Source organism: Streptomyces sp. NPDC045701, from assembly GCF_056432045.1.
Genome location: NZ_JBWKJV010000007.1, coordinates 250,534 through 266,424, shown reverse-complemented (window position 1 = coordinate 266,424; position 15,891 = coordinate 250,534). Strand labels below are relative to the sequence as shown.

14 protein-coding genes and 1 pseudogene are annotated in these 15,891 nt (G+C 75.1%); 9 read left to right on the top strand and 6 right to left on the bottom strand.

The window, feature by feature from the left end; genetic code table 11:
- Positions 1-90: 90 nt before the first annotated feature.
- The 4 genes and pseudogenes from AC07DW_RS11810 to AC07DW_RS11795 form a co-directional block, all read left to right on the top strand.
- Positions 91-1,131 (top strand): annotated as a pseudogene (locus AC07DW_RS11810) (gamma-glutamyltransferase); the annotation flags it as partial.
- Positions 1,132-1,194: 63 nt separating this feature from the next.
- Positions 1,195-2,028, top strand: coding sequence for an inositol monophosphatase family protein (locus AC07DW_RS11805; RefSeq protein WP_478857478.1), 834 nt, complete (start codon positions 1,195-1,197; stop codon positions 2,026-2,028).
- Between the two features lie 195 nt (positions 2,029-2,223).
- Positions 2,224-3,645, top strand: a complete 1,422-nt coding sequence (locus tag AC07DW_RS11800) for a phytoene desaturase family protein (RefSeq protein WP_478857477.1) — start codon at positions 2,224-2,226, stop codon at positions 3,643-3,645.
- Positions 3,642-4,148 (top strand): O-acetyl-ADP-ribose deacetylase, encoded by a 507-nt coding sequence (locus tag AC07DW_RS11795; protein WP_478857476.1) that lies wholly within the window; start codon positions 3,642-3,644, stop codon positions 4,146-4,148. Before AC07DW_RS11800 ends, AC07DW_RS11795 begins: the two co-directional genes overlap by 4 nt.
- Positions 4,149-4,372: 224 nt before the next feature.
- Here AC07DW_RS11795 and AC07DW_RS11790 read toward each other — a convergent pair whose 3' ends face one another.
- The gene (locus AC07DW_RS11790; RefSeq protein WP_478857475.1) at positions 4,373-5,425 is read right to left on the bottom strand and encodes a GlxA family transcriptional regulator; all 1,053 of its coding nucleotides are present in this window, start codon (positions 5,423-5,425) and stop codon (positions 4,373-4,375) included.
- A 163-nt stretch (positions 5,426-5,588) separates the two neighbouring features.
- Between AC07DW_RS11790 and AC07DW_RS11785 the strand changes: the two genes are divergently transcribed.
- From AC07DW_RS11785 to AC07DW_RS11775, 3 genes are all read left to right on the top strand, one after another.
- Complete coding sequence (locus AC07DW_RS11785) at positions 5,589-6,188, top strand: isochorismatase family protein (protein WP_478857474.1); 600 nt, start codon at positions 5,589-5,591, stop codon at positions 6,186-6,188.
- 718 nt (positions 6,189-6,906) lie between these two features.
- Positions 6,907-8,397, top strand: a complete 1,491-nt coding sequence (locus AC07DW_RS11780) for an AlkA N-terminal domain-containing protein (protein WP_478857473.1) — start codon at positions 6,907-6,909, stop codon at positions 8,395-8,397.
- Positions 8,398-8,409: 12 nt separating this feature from the next.
- Positions 8,410-8,919 carry a methylated-DNA--[protein]-cysteine S-methyltransferase gene (locus AC07DW_RS11775; RefSeq protein ID WP_478857472.1) on the top strand — a complete coding sequence of 170 codons (510 nt, stop codon included), beginning with the start codon at positions 8,410-8,412 and terminating at the stop codon, positions 8,917-8,919.
- 21 nt (positions 8,920-8,940) lie between these two features.
- Here the strand turns inward: AC07DW_RS11775 and AC07DW_RS11770 are convergent, their stop codons facing one another.
- From AC07DW_RS11770 to AC07DW_RS11760, 3 genes are all read right to left on the bottom strand, one after another.
- Entirely contained in the window at positions 8,941-9,657 is a 717-nt protein-coding gene (locus tag AC07DW_RS11770) for an SIR2 family NAD-dependent protein deacylase (RefSeq protein WP_478857471.1), read from the bottom strand.
- A gap of 72 nt (positions 9,658-9,729) precedes the next feature.
- A complete protein-coding gene (locus AC07DW_RS11765; RefSeq protein WP_478857470.1) occupies positions 9,730-10,221 on the bottom strand; it encodes an NUDIX domain-containing protein in 492 nt (163 codons plus the stop codon).
- A gap of 84 nt (positions 10,222-10,305) precedes the next feature.
- Positions 10,306-10,596, bottom strand: a complete 291-nt coding sequence (locus AC07DW_RS11760) for a hypothetical protein (protein ID WP_478857469.1) — start codon at positions 10,594-10,596, stop codon at positions 10,306-10,308.
- Between the two features lie 527 nt (positions 10,597-11,123).
- Between AC07DW_RS11760 and AC07DW_RS11755 the strand changes: the two genes are divergently transcribed.
- Complete coding sequence (locus AC07DW_RS11755; RefSeq protein WP_478857468.1) at positions 11,124-12,713, top strand: TROVE domain-containing protein; 1,590 nt, start codon at positions 11,124-11,126, stop codon at positions 12,711-12,713.
- A 144-nt stretch (positions 12,714-12,857) separates the two neighbouring features.
- Entirely contained in the window at positions 12,858-14,012 is a 1,155-nt protein-coding gene (locus tag AC07DW_RS11750; RefSeq protein ID WP_478857467.1) for a glycerate kinase, read from the top strand.
- Between the two features lie 22 nt (positions 14,013-14,034).
- Here the strand turns inward: AC07DW_RS11750 and AC07DW_RS11745 are convergent, their stop codons facing one another.
- Together AC07DW_RS11745 and AC07DW_RS11740 are read right to left on the bottom strand one after the other, a co-directional pair.
- A complete protein-coding gene (locus tag AC07DW_RS11745) occupies positions 14,035-14,355 on the bottom strand; it encodes a hypothetical protein (RefSeq protein WP_478857466.1) in 321 nt (106 codons plus the stop codon).
- Between the two features lie 211 nt (positions 14,356-14,566).
- Complete coding sequence (locus tag AC07DW_RS11740; RefSeq protein ID WP_478857465.1) at positions 14,567-15,754, bottom strand: PucR family transcriptional regulator; 1,188 nt, start codon at positions 15,752-15,754, stop codon at positions 14,567-14,569.
- Positions 15,755-15,891 lie beyond the last annotated feature (137 nt).

Here is a 15,891-nt window from a genome sequence, read left to right as displayed (position 1 = left end):
GAACCCCCGCCCCTTCACATGGACGAAGAGCGCCGACGAGATCCTCGAACGCCTGGCCTCATATCTTAATCGAATTCCCGGCGCAGGACACTAGCGGGCTGGTCCGCCGGCTACGAGGACCCCGTCACGTACGACTGGAACGGCTGGACCGTGTGCAAGGCGGGCGGCTGGAGCCAGGGCCCCGTCCTCCTCCAGCAACTGGCCCTGCTGCCGGACGAGCTGCCCCCGTACGGCTCCGCCGACTACGTCCACCTGCTGGTCGAGGGCTGCAAGCTCGCCATGGCCGACCGTGAGGCCTGGTACGGCGACGCCGCCGACGTCCCGCTCGGCACCCTGCTGTCCGGACCGTACAACGCCGAACGGCGCGCCCTCGTCGGCGAGGCGGCCTCCCACGAGCTGCGCCCCGGCAGCCCCGGCGGACGGCCGCCGCGGCTGAGCGAGCACACCATGGCGGTGGCCCGGGGCCGGCCGAGCCCCGGCGCACCGGCCGCCCCCACCGCCGCAGGCGCCGGCGAGCCGACGGTCGCCCTCGACGGCACCACCCGCGGCGACACCTGCCACATCGACGTCGTCGACCGGTGGGGCAACATGGTCGCCGCCACGCCCAGCGGCGGCTGGCTCCAGTCCAATCCGGTCGTGCCCGAACTCGGCTTCCCGCTCGGCACCCGGCTCCAGATGGCCTGGCTGGACCCCGGGCTGCCGAACTCGCTGACCCCCGGCCGCCGCCCCCGCACCACCCTCACCCCGTCCCTGGCGCTGCGCGACGGCGTGCCGGTCGTGGCGTTCGGCACACCGGGCGGCGACCAGCAGGACCAGTGGCAGCTGCACTTCTTCCTCGCCGTCACCCACGGCGGGCTGGACCTCCAGGCCGCGATCGACGCGCCCGGCTGGCACAACGACTCCTTCCCCGGCTCCTTCCACCCGCGCGGCATGCGGCCCGGCGGGCTCACCGTCGAGTCCCGCATGGACCCGGCCGTCGTGGAGGACCTGCGCCGCCGGGGCCACGACGTCACGGTCGGCGGGCCCTGGACGGAGGGGCGGCTGTGCGCGGTGGCCCGGGACCCGCGCACCGGGATCCTGTCGGCGGCGGCCAACCCCCGGGGGATGCAGGGTTACGCGGTGGGCCGCTGAGCCGCCGCCCGCCGGTCACCCGGCCACGGCCGGGTTGTCAGCGCGGCGTGCTTAGCTGGACGCATGATCGATGAGCTTCTCGACGGTTCCGGGACCCTGTCCGCCGCGACCGAGGAGGCGGTGCGCGACGCCGCCGCCGCCGAAGTCGTGCCCCGCTGGCGACGGCTCGCCACGCACGAGGTCCTCGAGAAGAGCGGCCCCCACGATCTCGTGACCGTCGCCGACCGGGCCGCCGAGGCCCACCTGACCGCCTCGCTCACCCGCCTGCTGCCCGGCTCGGTGGTGGTCGGCGAGGAGGCCGTCCACGCCGACCCCGCGGTGTACGAGGCGCTCAAGGGCGACGCGCCGGTGTGGATCGTCGACCCGGTCGACGGCACCTGGCACTTCGCGCACGGCGACCCCGGGTTCTGCACGCTCGTCGCGCTGGCGGTGCGCGGCGAGGTGCTGGCGTCCTGGACGTACGCCCCGGCGCTGGACGAGATGGCCGTCGCGGTGCGCGGGCACGGCGCCCGGCTGAACGGCACCGGGATACGGGCGGGCGCGCCCGTACCGGGCGCGGTGCTCCGGGTCGCGACGTCCCACCCCGACTACACCACCGCCGACCAGAAGGCCGCGCTCCTGGGCCTGGACGCCGAGGGCGTCCACACCCGCCCGTGCGGCTCGGCCGGGCTGGAGTACCTGGCCGTGGCGCGCGGCGAGCTGGACGCGGTGGTCTTCTCCTGGGAGTACGCCTGGGACCACGCGGCGGGCCTCCTCCTGGTCGAGGAGGCGGGCGGCGCCCACGCCACCCTGACGGGTTCCCCGTTCCGGGTCACGGGCGCCAACGCCCTGCCGTTCACCGCCGCCCGGGACCGGGCCACCGCCGACCGCATACGCGGCCTGCTGGCCGGCCGATAGGCGGACCCGGACGCTCGGGCCCTCCGGGCGGTGGCCCGGAGCGGTGTGCGGACGCGGTTCCGGACGCGGTTTTTGGGCGCGTGGCCCGGCGCGGGGGAGGGGCCGGTCCGGCCGTCGCCCCTCCCGCCGCCCGGGCCGCCCACCGGCCCAATATCCTGAGATACCTTGGCCATCGGCTGACGAAGGAGTCCCAACGTGCCGTCGATGCTCGATGCCGTCGTCGTGGGGGCAGGGCCCAACGGGCTGACCGCTGCCGCCGAACTGGCCCGCCGCGGCTTCTCCGTCGCCGTGTTCGAGGCCCTTGACACCGTCGGAGGCGGGGCCAGGACCGAGGAGCTCACGCTCCCCGGCTTCCGGCACGACCCGTGCTCCGCCGTCCACCCGCTCGGCGTGGGCTCACCCGCCTTCAAAGCCATGCCCCTCGACCGGTACGGCCTGGAGTGGCTGCACCCCGAACTGCCCATGGCGCACCCCTTCGACGACGGCACGGCCGCCGTCCTGTCCCGTTCCGTCGCCGAGACGGCGGCCTCCTTCGGGCCCCGGGACGCCGGCGCGTACCGCCGCCTCGTCGAGCCCTACCTCGGCAAGTGGGACACCCTTGCCCGGGACTTCATGTCCCTGCCCCTCACGGCCCTGCCGCGCGACCCGGTCACCCTCGCCCGCTTCGGCCTCGCCGGCCTGCCGCCCTCCACCTGGCTGACGCGCCGGTTCCGCGACGACCGGGCCCGCGCCCTGTTCGCCGGGCTCGTCGCCCATGTGATCGCCCCGCTCGGCGGCCTGGCCACCGGCGCGGTCGGCCTCGTCTTCGCGCTCGCCGCCCACGCCGGCGGCTGGCCGCTCCCGCGCGGCGGCTCCCAGGCCATCTCCGACGCCCTGGCCGCGTATGTGACGGACCTCGGCGGCGGCGTCCACACCTCCTACGAGGTCAAGCGGCTCGACGACCTGCCGCCCGCCCGCGCGTACGTCTTCGACACCTCGCCGACCGCGCTGGCCCGTATCGCCGGCTTCGGCCGGTTCTACGACCGGTACCGCTACGGCGCCTCCGTCTACAAGATCGACTACGCGCTGGACGGGCCGGTCCCCTGGACCGCCGCCGAAGCGCGCCGCGCCGGCACCATCCAGGTGGGCCCCGGCAGCCGCGACATCGGCGCCGCCCTGGACCAGGCGTCCGGCGGCACCGCCCCCCGCACCCCGTTCCTGATCACCGCCCAGCCCAGCCTGGTCGACCCGTCCCGCGCGCCCGAGGGCAAGCACGTCTTCTGGGCCTACGGACACGTCCCGCACGCCTGGGAAGGCGACCTCACGGAGGCCATGGAGCGCCAGATCGAGCGGTTCGCCCCCGGTTTCCGCGACCTCGTCCTGGCGCGTGCCACCGCCGGCCCGCCCGAGCTCGCCAGCCGCAACGCCAACTACGTGGGCGGCGACATCGCCTGTGGCGCGGCCAGTGGCCTCCAACTGCTGCTGCGTCCCCGGCTCTCCCTGTTCCCCTACCACACCCCGCATCCGGCCGTCTTCATCTGCTCCTCCGCGACCCCTCCCGGCCCCGGCGTCCACGGCATGTCGGGACACAACGCGGCCAAGGCGGTCTGGCGCCACCTGCGAAAGGCCCCGCGGTGAACATCACGCCGGTACGCGGCGACATCACCGAGCAGCACGTCGACGCCCTCGTCAACGCCGCCAACTCCTCCCTGCTCGGCGGAGGCGGCGTCGACGGCGCCATCCACCGCAGGGGCGGCCCCGACATCCTCGCCGAGTGCCGGGCACTGCGCGCCTCCGGGTACGGCCGCGGCCTCCCCACCGGCCGGGCCGTCGCCACCACCGCCGGCCGCCTCCACGCACAGTGGGTGATCCACACCGTGGGGCCGGTCCACTCGGCGGAGGAGGACCGCTCCGAGCTGCTGGCCTCCTGCTACCGCGAGTCCCTCCGGGTGGCCGACGAACTGGGCGCCCGTACGGTCGCCTTCCCCGCCATCTCGACGGGCGTGTACCGCTGGCCCATGGAGGACGCCGCCCGCATCGCCGTGACGGCCGTACGGACGGCGAAGACCCGAGTGGAGGACGTCAGGTTCGTCCTCTTCGACGACCGGGCCCTTGAGGCGTTCGCCCGGCAGGTCGGCTGACGCCACGGAGCCGCCGCGCCGCCCGGCCCCGCACCATGACCGCCTCCCCGGCCGTGGCGCGGCTGCCCTGCTCGTCCTCCCCGGCCGATGGCGCGGCAGCGGCAGGAGACCCGCTCGCCGGTGGGGGCGAGGGCGACGTCGTGGGCACCCGGTGGTCCGTGCACCCGGTGGGACGAGTGCCGGGGCTTAGCCGGCGGTGCCGGCGGACAGCCGCCGAGACGCGGTCATGGCGCGGTCTCCGGGTGACGTCGTCCGGCCTCCCGGGTGGGCATGTCGGGGGAGCCGCTCCCGGGCGCGCGCCGGAACCGGCCGCGGTACTCCGAGGGCGTCGTGTTGAGGCGGCGGCGGAAGGCGCGGATGAGGGTGTCCGTCGTGCCGAACCCGCTGGCGGACGCCACGCGTTCCAGCGTGGCGTCGGTGGACTCCAGGTGCGTGCGGGCCACTTCGACGCGGGCCGCCTCGATGTAGGCGGCCGGGGTGGTGCCGAGCTCGTCCTTGAAGATCCGGGTGAGCTGCCGCTCGCTGACGTGCGCGTGGCGGGCGAGGACCGGGACCGTGAGGTGCTCGGTGACGTTGCGCGCGACGAAGTGGCGCAGACCCTCCATGCGCCGTGTCGTCGACACCGGTTCGAGGGGGACGCTGAACTGGCTCTGGCCGCCCGGCCTCTTCAGGTACATCACGAGCTGCCGGGCCACGCGCAGCGCCACCACCTCGCCGAAGTCCTCGGCGACCAGCGCGAGGGACAGGTCGAGGCAGGCGGTGATGCCGGCGCCGGTCCAGACGTCGCCGTCGCGGATGAAGATCGGGTCGGCGTCCACCTCGACCGACGGGTGCTCGGCGGCGAGCTGCCGCGCGGTCGACCAGTGCGTTGTGGCGCGGCGGCCGTCGAGCAGCCCGGCGGCCGCGAGGAGATGGGCACCCACGCAGACGGACGCCACGCGCCGTGACCGGCCGGCGAGGGTTTTCACCCGGCGGACCACCTCGGGGTCGGTGACGGCCCGCACCTGCCGCCGGTCGTCCGACTCGACCGAACCGGGCACGAGCAGGGTGTCGATGCTCCTGGTGGACGCCTCGTCGAAGGTGAGGTCGGGAAGCACCCGGACCCCGGCGGCCGTGGTGACGGGATCCGTCGTCGCGGCGGCCAGGACGACCCGGTAGGGCCGCGCGTCCTCGACCTCCCGCCGCAGCAGGGAGAACACCTCCGCGGGGCCCGTGACGTCCAGCAGGTCGACGCCGTCGAAGAGGACGACGACGACAAGCCGTTCCACGACGTGCACGGGGATCTCCGTCCGGTTCGGTGGTGAGGGGCCGAGACACGGCGGGTCATGTCCGTTTCTGCAAGTCGTGTGACATTGCCGCCATATGAGCCGGATCGTAGCGTGGATCACGTCATCGCGCGGTGGCCGGACCATTCGACAAGCGGCCCAAGAAGGTACAGCAATGCCTACGACAACTCTGCGGGAACTCAACGGCTTCGACCCGGCCCCGGCCTCGCTCCCCGGCGCGACGCTGATCCTGGTCGACTTCCAGAACACCTACACGCGGGGCGTGATGGAGCTGACGGGATGGCGGGCCGCCCTCGACTCCGCCGCCGCGCTCCTGGCCCGGGCCAGGAGCGCGGGCGCCACGGTCATCCACGTCGTCAACGACGGCGGCGAGGGGACCCCGTACGACATCCGGGCCGACATCGGCCGGATCCACCCCCTCGTCGCGCCGGCCGAGGGGGAGCCCGTCGTCGCCAAGACCGTCCCCGACGCGTTCATCGGCACCGATCTCGGCGACCGCGTCGACGCCGCCGGGAACAAGGACGTCGTCATCGCCGGCTTCATGACCCACATGTGCGTGGCGTCCACCGCCTCCGGGGCGTTCCTGCGGGGGAACCGGCCCACCGTCGTTGCCGACGCCTGTGCCACGCGGTCCTTGGGCGGGGGGGAGTTCGCGGTATCCGCCGCGGAACTCCACCGAAGCGCTCTCGCCACGATCGGTGACCTGTACGGAGTCGTCGTCCCCTCGGCGTCGTCGCTGACCGGACGGAGCTGAACCCGGCCGCGCCGAGCGGGCAGCGGGCCGGCGCGGGCCCCGGCCGGGCAGGGCGAGCCCGGCCGGGTTGATCCCGGCCGGGAGGGGGAGGGGGCGGCCCCGTCGCGACGGGGGAGACACGACGGGGCCGTGACCTCCGTCTGCCCCGGCTCCGGGCGCTCATACCTGCTGTTTTCCGCCGATCGGATAACGTGCCCCGCCCGCCCTGCGCGCCGCCCCTACCCGGAGTCCCTCCGCCCGGCGGGGCCTGAACGCCGCGGACATCGCCTGCCGCAGCCGCCGGTGCCCGGCGCCGTCGGCGGTCGGCATCCACCTGCGGGTCAAGTGCGCCGGCATCGGCCGGTCGGGCGGGACCTCCCCGTCCCGCGGCGCCCGACAGTGCGCGGGGGAGGGGGCGAACCGGGCATCGGCGAGCACGGTCCGCAGCTCGGGGTGGCCGACCACCGCCCAGCAATGGACCCCCGCCCCGGCCACTCGGCCGGGGCGGCGGGGCCGCACCGGCGCGCAGCTCCTCCGTCTGTGCCCGCAGGTCGTGGCTGGGGGGCGAGAAGCAGGCGCTCGGTCGCGCATTCCCCCCGGGGGGTGTCGCGCGTGGCGTGACGAGACGCTCTCATGGGGTGACAGACGTCCGCCGGGAATCGGCGTATCCCTGGCAGAGCGAGGCTGATGTCGCATTTCCGCCAGCGGTGCCCGGCCACGGTGCTCGATGCTGGGAGGCATGCACACCGACACCGAGCGCTGCGTGCGGGCCGTCCGGTCCAAGGACGCCCGATTCGACGGCTGGTTCTTCACCGCCGTCCTGACCACCCGCATCTACTGCCGCCCCAGCTGCCCGGTCGTGCCGCCGAAAGCCGAGAACATGGTGTTCTACGCGAGCGCCGCCGCCTGCCAGCAGGCCGGTTTCCGCGCCTGCAAGCGGTGCCGGCCCGACACCAGCCCCGGCTCGCCGGAGTGGAACGCCCGCGCCGACGCGGTCGCCCGCGCCATGCGCCTCATCCGGGACGGCATCGTCGACCGCGAGGGCGTTCCCGGCCTGGCCGCCCGGCTCGGCTACTCGACCCGCCAGATCGAACGCCAGCTGCTCGCCGAGCTGGGCGCCGGGCCGCTCGCCCTGGCCCGCGCCCAGCGCGCCCAGACGGCCCGCCTCCTCATCGAGACGACCGAACTGCCCATGGCCGACGTCGCCTTCGCCGCCGGGTTCGCGTCCGTGCGCACCTTCAACGACACCGTGCGCGAGGTCTTCGCCCTCGCCCCGAGCGAACTGCGCGCCCGCGCCGGCCGCGCCCAGGACGGCCACGGCACCGGTACGGCTCAGGGGACGCCCGGCGTCATCGCCCTCCGGCTCCCGTACCGAGCACCCCTCAATCCCGACAACCTCTTCGGCCACCTGGCCGCGACCGCCGTCCCCGGCGTTGAGGAGTGGCACGACGGCGCCTACCGGCGCACCCTCGCCCTGCCGCACGGCCACGGCATCGTCGCCCTCGCCCCCCGCCCGGACCACATCGCCTGCCGGCTGTCGCTGACCGACCCGCGCGACCTCACGCTCGCCATCAGCCGCTGCCGCTGGATGCTCGACCTGGACGCCGACCCCGTCGCGGTCGACGACCAGCTCCGCACCGACCCCCTCCTCGCGCCCCTGGTCGACAAGGCGCCCGGCCGGCGCGTCCCCCGTACCGTCGACGCCGCCGAGTTCGCCGTACGGGCGGTCCTCGGCCAGCAGGTCTCCACCGCCGCCGCGCGCACCCACGCCGCCCGGCTGGTCACCGCCCACGGCACGCCCGTCGACGACCCGGAGGGCGGGCTCACCCACCTGTTCCCGGACCCGGAGGCGCTGGCCGCGCTCGATCCCGAGGCGCTCGCGCTGCCCCGCAGCCGCCGCACCACGCTCACCACCCTGATCGGCGCCCTCGCCGGCGGCTCGCTGCCGCTCGGCCCCGGCAGCGACTGGGACGAGGCCCGCGCGCGGCTCGCCGCCCTGCCCGGGTTCGGCCCCTGGACGGTCGAGGTGATCGCCATGCGTGCCCTCGGCGACCCCGACGCCTTCCTCCCCACCGACCTCGGCGTCCGGCGCGCCGCCGCCGGCCTCGGCCTGCCGTCCACCCCGGCCGCCCTGACGTCCCGCGCCGCCGCCTGGCGGCCGTGGCGCGCCTACGCCGTCCAGTACCTGTGGGCGACCGACACCCATCCGATCAACCACCTGCCCGCGTAAGGAAGTCCGCCGATGAACCGCCGGCACACCGTCGTCGACAGCCCGTACGGCCCGCTCACCCTCGTCGCCACCGACGGCGCCCTCAGCGGCCTCTACATGACTGCCCAGCGCCACCGCCCACCGGAGGAGACCTTCGGTGACCCGGACCCCCGTCCCTTCGGCGAGGTGATCCGCCAGCTCGACGCCTACTACGCCCGCGAGCTCACCGAGTTCGACCTGCCGCTGCACCTCTCCGGTACGCCGTTCCAGCGCGGCGTCTGGGAGCAGCTGCGCACGATCCCGTACGGCGAGACCCGTTCGTACGGCGAACTCGCCGAGATGCTCGGCCGGCCCGGCGCCTCGCGTGCCGTCGGACTCGCCAACGGCAAGAACCCCGTCGGCATCATCGTCCCGTGCCACCGTGTCATCGGCGCCAGCGGCGGCCTCACGGGCTACGGCGGCGGACTCGAACGCAAGCAGCGCCTGCTCGCGTTCGAAGGCGCCCTAGGCGCCGCCACCCCGGCCGCGGACGCCCTCTTCTGACGCCCACCCGGCGCCGCCCGCTCAGAGGCGCTTGAGCAGCTTTGGCAGAGCCGTGCCGATGGGCTCGCGCACGACCTCGTCGGCCAGTTCGTCGTACGGTGTCGGCTCGGCGTTCACGATGACCAGCCGCGCCCCGTGGTCCGCCGCGATCCCGGCGAGCGACGCGGCGGGCTGCACCTGGAGCGTCGAGCCGACCGCGACGAACACCTCGGCGGCCTTGGCGATCCCCATCGCCTCACCCAGCACCACCGGGTCCAGCCGCTGGCCGAACATCACCGTCGCCGACTTCAGGATCCCGCCGCACGCCTCGCACGCCGGGTCGTCCTCACCCGCCTCGACCCGGGCCAGCGCCTCCTCCATGGACGACCGCGCGTCGCACCCCGTGCACACCACCGCCCGCGCGGTGCCGTGCAGTTCCAGCACCTTGCGCGGCGGCATCCCGGCCAGCTGGTGCAGCCCGTCCACGTTCTGCGTGATCACGCGGACCGCGAAGCCCGGCGTCCGCTCCAGCTCCGCGATCGCCCGGTGGGCGTCGTTCGGTTCGGCCTTCGGCGTCGCGGCGTCGCGCCGCATCAGCCAGGCCCGGCGCCGGATGTCCGGGTCGGCCATGTAGTACGCGTACGTGACCAGCTTCTCGGCCTCCGGATCGCGCCGCCACAACCCGTTCGGGCCGCGGTAGTCACTGATGCCGGAGTCCGTGGAGATACCGGCACCGCTGAGGATCGCGACGAGAGTCATGCCGCCGAGGCTACGCACCGCCTCCCCGCCACCGCTAACCGAATTCGCCGCCGTGCGGTGCGCCCGGCGGCCTCACCCCACCGGGCGGCCGTTCTCCAGTTCCAGGGGGCCCCGGCCCGCCGCCAGGGCGTCGAGGGCCGCCGTCACACGGAGGCCCAGCGAGCCGAGCAGGTGCGTCCGCAGGTCCTCGCGCTCCACCAGCTTCCAGGAGATCAGCTCCTCCTCCTGGAGCCGGATCGCCCGGATCCGATCGCCGTCCAGCACACCGCCGTCGTACACGTACGCCACGATGGGGGGCCGCGCCGTTCCGTGCACCCAGTCGACCGCGAGCAGCGGGCCCAGCTCCACGTCCAGGCCGATCTCCTCCAGGGTCTCCCGCCGGGCGGCCTGCCTCGGGGTCTCCCCGGCGTCCGACTCGACGGTGCCGCCGGGCAGCGCCCAGCCGTCCCGGTAGTTGGGCTCGACCAGCAGGACGCGGCCCTCCTCGTCACGGAGGAGCGCCGCCGCGCCGGCCAGGACGCGGGGGAGTCCGGCGATGTACGCCGCGTAATCGGTGGTGGTCACGGAGTCAGAGTAGTGCGCGGGCCCCCGCGGTCCGCCCGGCGGCCCCGGGCCCGTGGGGCGGGGGCGACGGCGTCGCCCATCCGGTCACGCGGACGGCAGGGACGGTGACGGGACGACGGCCCCGCCGCCCTCCCGTACCGCCTCCACCACCGCCTCGTGCAGGTCCCTGCTGTCCCTCTCCGAGCGGCACGGCACGGGGCTGCCCGTCATGGTGAACCAGTCGGAGGCCCCGCTGTACTGGACGGCGATCTGTGCCTCGCCGCCCGCCCAGGTGGTGTGCACGGTGACATTGCCGGTGACGATGCCCAGTTCGTCGGTCCGGACCCCGCCACGCCCCGTGTACACGTCGGTCGTCGTCCACGATGCCCACGTCATGATGCGAGCGTCACACGAATGGCCGACACCCGCGACTCGGGCGCATAGCCACCCGCGGACCCGAATAATCCGTGGCGGCCGGACAGTTCGCCTCCCTACAGTGAACGTCGTCCAGGTGCGAAGGCAGGACCTACTTCCACTGTCAATGGGGCGGTCGCGGGTTCGAGTCCCGTCCCCGGCTTCGGGCCGGGGTAGCTCAGTCGGTAGAGCACCTTGTCGGTTCCGCCGGCCTTGAACTCTGGACACCAGTACGGAACGCACCTCCCGGTGCGCCGGTCGCGGCTACTTCCTTCCCAAGAAACCACGCCGCGGCCACCTTGATCTCGGGAGGCGCGGCGGACGGGATGCCCGGTGCGAAGGCGACGGATACTTCTCAGGGACAGCAGGGCGCGGGTTCGAATCCCGCCACCGGCCGTGCGCCGGTGTAGCTCAGCGAGGTGGAGCGGCTGTGATGACGGCCGTCGCCGGCAGGCGATCTCGGGCACCCCGTCCGCCGTGCGTCCCCACCGAATTCGGGGGGAATTCACATGGCACGCTTCAACGTCCGCCGGACCGCCGCCGCCGCCGTCGGCCGTGCGGTCTCGCCGATCCGGTCGACCGCTCGCACCACCACCCACCAGGGCGGCGCCGGTGTGCTGCGCGACCCGCGCTCCGAGCTGTTCCTGCTCGCCGTCGCCAACTTCGTCACGCAGACGACCTTCTACGAGTCCGGCGGCGACCGCGACGACCGGTTCGCCACCCTCGTCCGCGAGCTCGCCGTCGAGGACCCCGAGTGGACCGCCGGCCTGCTGGGCTGGCTGCGCGGTGAGGGCAACATGCGTACCGCGTCCCTCGTCGGCGCCGCCGAGTACGTCCACGCGCGCCTGGAGGCCACCGCCACCGAGGGCCCCGCCAACCGGCAGGTCATCGCCTCCGTCCTCCAGCGCGCGGACGAGCCCGGCGAGCTGCTCGGCTACTGGACCTCCCGGTACGGGCGCAATGTGCCCAAGCCCGTCAAGCGCGGCATCGCCGACGCCGTCCGCCGTCTCTACACCGCCCGCTCCCTGCTGAAGTACGACACGGCCGGCAAGGACTACCGGTTCGGCGACGTCCTCAACCTGGTGCACGCCGCACCCGACCCGGCCAGGCCCTGGCAGGGCGGGCTGTTCCAGTACGCCCTGGACCGCCGCCACCACCCCGAGACCGCGCTCCCGCCCGCATCGGACCGGATGCTCACCGCCCACCGGGCGCTGATGGAGCTGCCGGCCGCCGAGCGGCGCGCCGTGGTCACCGGCCCGGACGGCGCGGCGCGGCTGGCGGAGGCGGGCATGACCTGGGAGGCCCTGGCCGGCTGGCTCCAGGGCCCGCTGGACGCGGCCGCCTGGGAGGCGGTCATCCCGTCCATGGGCGTGATGGCGCTCCTGCGCAATCTGAGGAACTTCGACGAGGCGGGCGTGAGCGACCGGGTCGCCGCGGACGTCGCCGCGCGGATCTCCGACCCGGAGGCCGTCGCCGCCTCCCGCCAGTTCCCGTTCCGCTATCTGGCCGCGTACCAGCACGCTCCGTCGCTGCGCTGGTCGTACCCGCTGGAGCAGGCGCTCGGCCACTCGCTGGGACACGTGCCCGCGCTGCCCGGCCGCACCCTGGTGCTGGTCGACCGGTCCGGCTCCATGTGGGCGCCGCTGTCGCAGCGCTCGCAGCTGAACCGCGCCGACGCGGCGGCCGTCTTCGGCGCGGCGCTGGCCCTGCGCGCCGCCGACGCCGACCTGGTGGAGTTCGGCACGAGCCACGCGCCCGTGCCGTACCGCCCGGGCGAGTCGGTGCTGAAGGTCCTGGACCGCTTCCACAGCATGGGCGGTACCAACACCACCGAGGCGGTGCGCGCGCACTACCGCGGCCACGACCGGGTCCTGATCGTCACCGACGAGCAGGCGGCGTACAGCCACTACGGCGACCCGACCGCGCAGGTCCCGGCGCACGTGCCGGTCTACACCTGGAACCTCGCGGGCCACCGGGCGGGCCACGCCCCTTCCGGCACGGGCAACCGGCACACCTTCGGCGGCCTCACGGACGCGGCGTTCCGCATGGTGCCGCTGCTGGAGGCGGGGCGGGCGGCCCACTGGCCCTGGTCGGCCTGACCGGCGCGGCCGACGGGCGGGTCCGCCGCCCCTGGCCGTCCTGACCAGCGGGTCCGCACGCCGGACAGGGGTGGCACAGCGTCTCACCGTCCGGATAGGGTCGGCCCCGGCGCGACTGCCTGTTCGAAAGCAAGGGATGCAAGGGTGACGGACGGAGCAGTAACTGAGGCCGCGCGCGTGCTCGTCGCGGCTGACAAGTTCAAGGGTTCGCTCACGGCCGTACAGGTCGCGGAGCGGGTGACGGCCGGGCTCCGGCACGTCGTCCCCGGGCTCGAAGTGGAGACCCTGCCCGTGGCCGACGGCGGTGACGGCACGGTCGCCGCCGCGGTGGCGGCCGGGTTCGAGCGGCGTGAGGCACGGGTCACCGGTCCGCTCGGCGCGCCGGTGACCGCCGCGTACGCGCTGCGCGACGGGACGGCCGTGGTGGAGATGGCGGAGGCGTCGGGCCTCCAGCTGCTGCCCGAGGGCGTCTTCGCGCCGCTGACGTCCACCACGTACGGCTCCGGCGAGCTGCTGCGCGCCGCGCTGGACGCGGGCGCCCGCACCATCGTCTTCGGCGTGGGCGGCAGCGCCACCACGGACGGCGGCGCCGGCATGCTGGCCGCGCTGGGCGCCCGGTTCCTGGACAAGGACGGCGAGCCCGTCGGGCCGGGCGGCGGGGGCCTCAGGGACCTCGCCACCGCCGACCTGTCGGGCCTCGACGCCCGCTTCGCGGATGTGGAGCTGGTCCTCGCCAGCGACGTCGACAACCCGCTGACCGGCCCGAAGGGCGCGCCGGCGGTGTACGGGCCGCAGAAGGGCGCCTCCCCGGAGGACGTGGCGGAGCTGGACGCCGCGCTGGCCCACTTCGCGTCGGTCCTCGCCGGCTCGATCGGGTCCCGGGCCGCCGAGCTGGCCGAGTCGCCGGGCGCCGGTGCGGCGGGCGGCATCGGGTACGGGGCGCTGGTCGCCCTGGGAGCGGGCTTCCGCCCCGGCATCGAGGTCATGCTGGACGTCCTCGGTTTCGGCCCCGCCCTGTCCCGCGCGACGCTGGTGATCACCGGCGAGGGCTCCCTCGACGAGCAGACCCTGCACGGCAAGGCCCCGGCCGGGGTCGCGGCGGCGGCCCGCGCGGCGGGCATCGAGGTCGTCGCGGTGTGCGGTCGCCTCGCCCTGCCGCCCGAGGCCCTGGGGCGGGCCGGCATCCGCCGCGCCTACCCGCTGCTGGAGCTGGAGCCGGACCCGGCCAAGTGCATGGCCGAGGCCGGCCCGCTGCTGGAGCGCCAGGCGGCGAACATCGCGCGCGACTTCCTGACGTAGGGAGTCCGCCCCCGGACCGCAGTCACCGGGCGGTGGCGCCGCCTCCCCCGACCCGGCCCGCCGGGCTGGGCCGGGTGGGCCGGGCGGGCCGCTCCGGGGCGGGCCGCCCGGCGTCCGGGGCCGGGGTGTCGTAGAGGGCGCCGTAGCGGGCGTAGGCGTCGGCGACGATGGCCTCCGCCACGGCGACCTGCTCGTGCCCCACGACGGGCCCCCGCCCGGGCAGGTACGGGACCGGCTTCAGCGCCGGGTGGCGGCGGCGCCACCACGCGTCGGCGAGCGCGTAGAGACCCGAGGCACAGACCAGTACCGGGACGGACAGGGCGAGCAGCAGGTCGGACGTCATGGGCGGATCCCCCGATCGGTGAAGACGCGGCCGTTGGGGCTCGTATGCCCAGCTGGGGGCCTTCCGTGCCTGTGCGGCTCCGCGCCGTGGGCGGGGCCGCACCGGACCAACGGCTGCGGGGGCCCGATCGACTGCGCCCGTTCGGGCCGCACGGCCCGCGACGGGGTCACCGGTGCCCGGGCGCCCCCGCGCCTTCCGCCACCCCGTACCGCTACCCCGGCGACAGCCGGAAGGCGTCCAGGGCCAGCGTCATCTCCGTCAGGTCCCGGGGCCGGGACAGCGAGCGCGAGGTGAGCTGCTCCAGGCGGCGCAGGCGGTTGAAGACCGTGTTGCGGTGGCAGTACAGGCGGCTCGCCGCCCGGCCCGCCGAGCCCTCGCAGTCGAGCCACACGTCCAGCGTCTCCAGCAGCACCGCCCGGTCCGCCGGGTCCAGGCCCAGCACGGCGCCCAGCACCTCCGACACCAGCAGTGACGACAGGTCCGGCTGGCTGACCACCAGCGCGCCGGGCATCCGGCGGTCCAGGCGCACGATCGCGGGCGCGTCCGACGGACACGTACGCAGCGCCAGCTCCGCGAGGCGCCGCGCCCGGCCCAGCTCCGTCAGGCCCGCCACCACCGGGCTGATCCCGCCCGGGCCGGGGCACCGCCCCTCCATCAGCTCCGCCAGCGTGTCGAGGCCCGTGCCCTCGTCCAGCGAGACCACACCGACCTCGCAGTCGGTCCGCATCCGCCACACGAACCGCAGCCCCTCCGCCTCCAGCCGCCGGTGCGTCAGGTCACGCCTGGCCGTGCGCAGCACCACCACCGCGTACCGTCCCCGCTCGGGCAGGTCCAGCCCCGCCGCCGCCCGCGCCGCGACCTCGGCCGACCGGCCTCCCTCCAGCAGGGCGTCGAGCAGCGCCTGGAGCTGCTCGTCGGTACGGCGCCGCAGCTCCAGCTCGGTGGCCCGGTACGCCTCCGACGCCCTGTCCGCCTGCGCGTCCACCGCCGACCACACCATGGTGGCCGACTGCATCAGCACGGCGATCCGCCGGGCGTCCGACGCGGCGCCCTCGAGAAGCGCGTCCCACACCTGGTGACCGGCGAGCCGGTAGGCGTGCACCACCAGGTCCAGCGGCAGCCCCTGCTCCGCCCTCCGCCGCCCCAGCCACTCCGCGTGGTCCAGGTCGCGGCGCGGCGACGCCCTCGGCGCCGAGATCGTCTCGATGCCGATCCGCATCGCGTCCCGCGCCTCCTGCCAGTGCTGGTCGTAGCCGATGACGCGGCCGTACGCAGGGGAGTGGGCGTGCAGCTCCCGCACGTGCTCGTCCACCAGTTCCGGAAGCCGCTCCAGCAGCGCCGCGCACGCCTGAGCGAGCAGTTTCCAGTCGTCCCCCGTACGCGGTCTCCGGGCTCCCATGGCCGGGAGGATGCCACCGCCGCACCCCGGTGCGCACGCCCCTGACACGCGGTGTTGTGCGCGTGCACAACCCGCACCGACGCCCGCTGGGCAACGGCAGCGATTCCCGCCGCGGACGTGGACGGGCGACCGGGGCC

What these genes read in the sequence shown, in the direction of transcription:
- AC07DW_RS11805 (WP_478857478.1), top strand. Translation starts at nt 1,195, where the DNA reads ATGATCGATGAGCTTCTCGACGGTTCCGGGACCCTGTCCGCCGCGACC.
- AC07DW_RS11785 (WP_478857474.1), top strand. Translation starts at nt 5,589, where the DNA reads ATGCCTACGACAACTCTGCGGGAACTCAACGGCTTCGACCCGGCCCCG.
- AC07DW_RS11780 (WP_478857473.1), top strand. Translation starts at nt 6,907, where the DNA reads ATGCACACCGACACCGAGCGCTGCGTGCGGGCCGTCCGGTCCAAGGAC.
- AC07DW_RS11775 (WP_478857472.1), top strand. Translation starts at nt 8,410, where the DNA reads ATGAACCGCCGGCACACCGTCGTCGACAGCCCGTACGGCCCGCTCACC.
- AC07DW_RS11770 (WP_478857471.1), bottom strand. Translation starts at nt 9,657, where the DNA reads ATGACTCTCGTCGCGATCCTCAGCGGTGCCGGTATCTCCACGGACTCC.
- AC07DW_RS11760 (WP_478857469.1), bottom strand. Translation starts at nt 10,596, where the DNA reads ATGACGTGGGCATCGTGGACGACGACCGACGTGTACACGGGGCGTGGC.
- AC07DW_RS11755 (WP_478857468.1), top strand. Translation starts at nt 11,124, where the DNA reads ATGGCACGCTTCAACGTCCGCCGGACCGCCGCCGCCGCCGTCGGCCGT.
- AC07DW_RS11745 (WP_478857466.1), bottom strand. Translation starts at nt 14,355, where the DNA reads ATGACGTCCGACCTGCTGCTCGCCCTGTCCGTCCCGGTACTGGTCTGT.
- AC07DW_RS11740 (WP_478857465.1), bottom strand. Translation starts at nt 15,754, where the DNA reads ATGGGAGCCCGGAGACCGCGTACGGGGGACGACTGGAAACTGCTCGCT.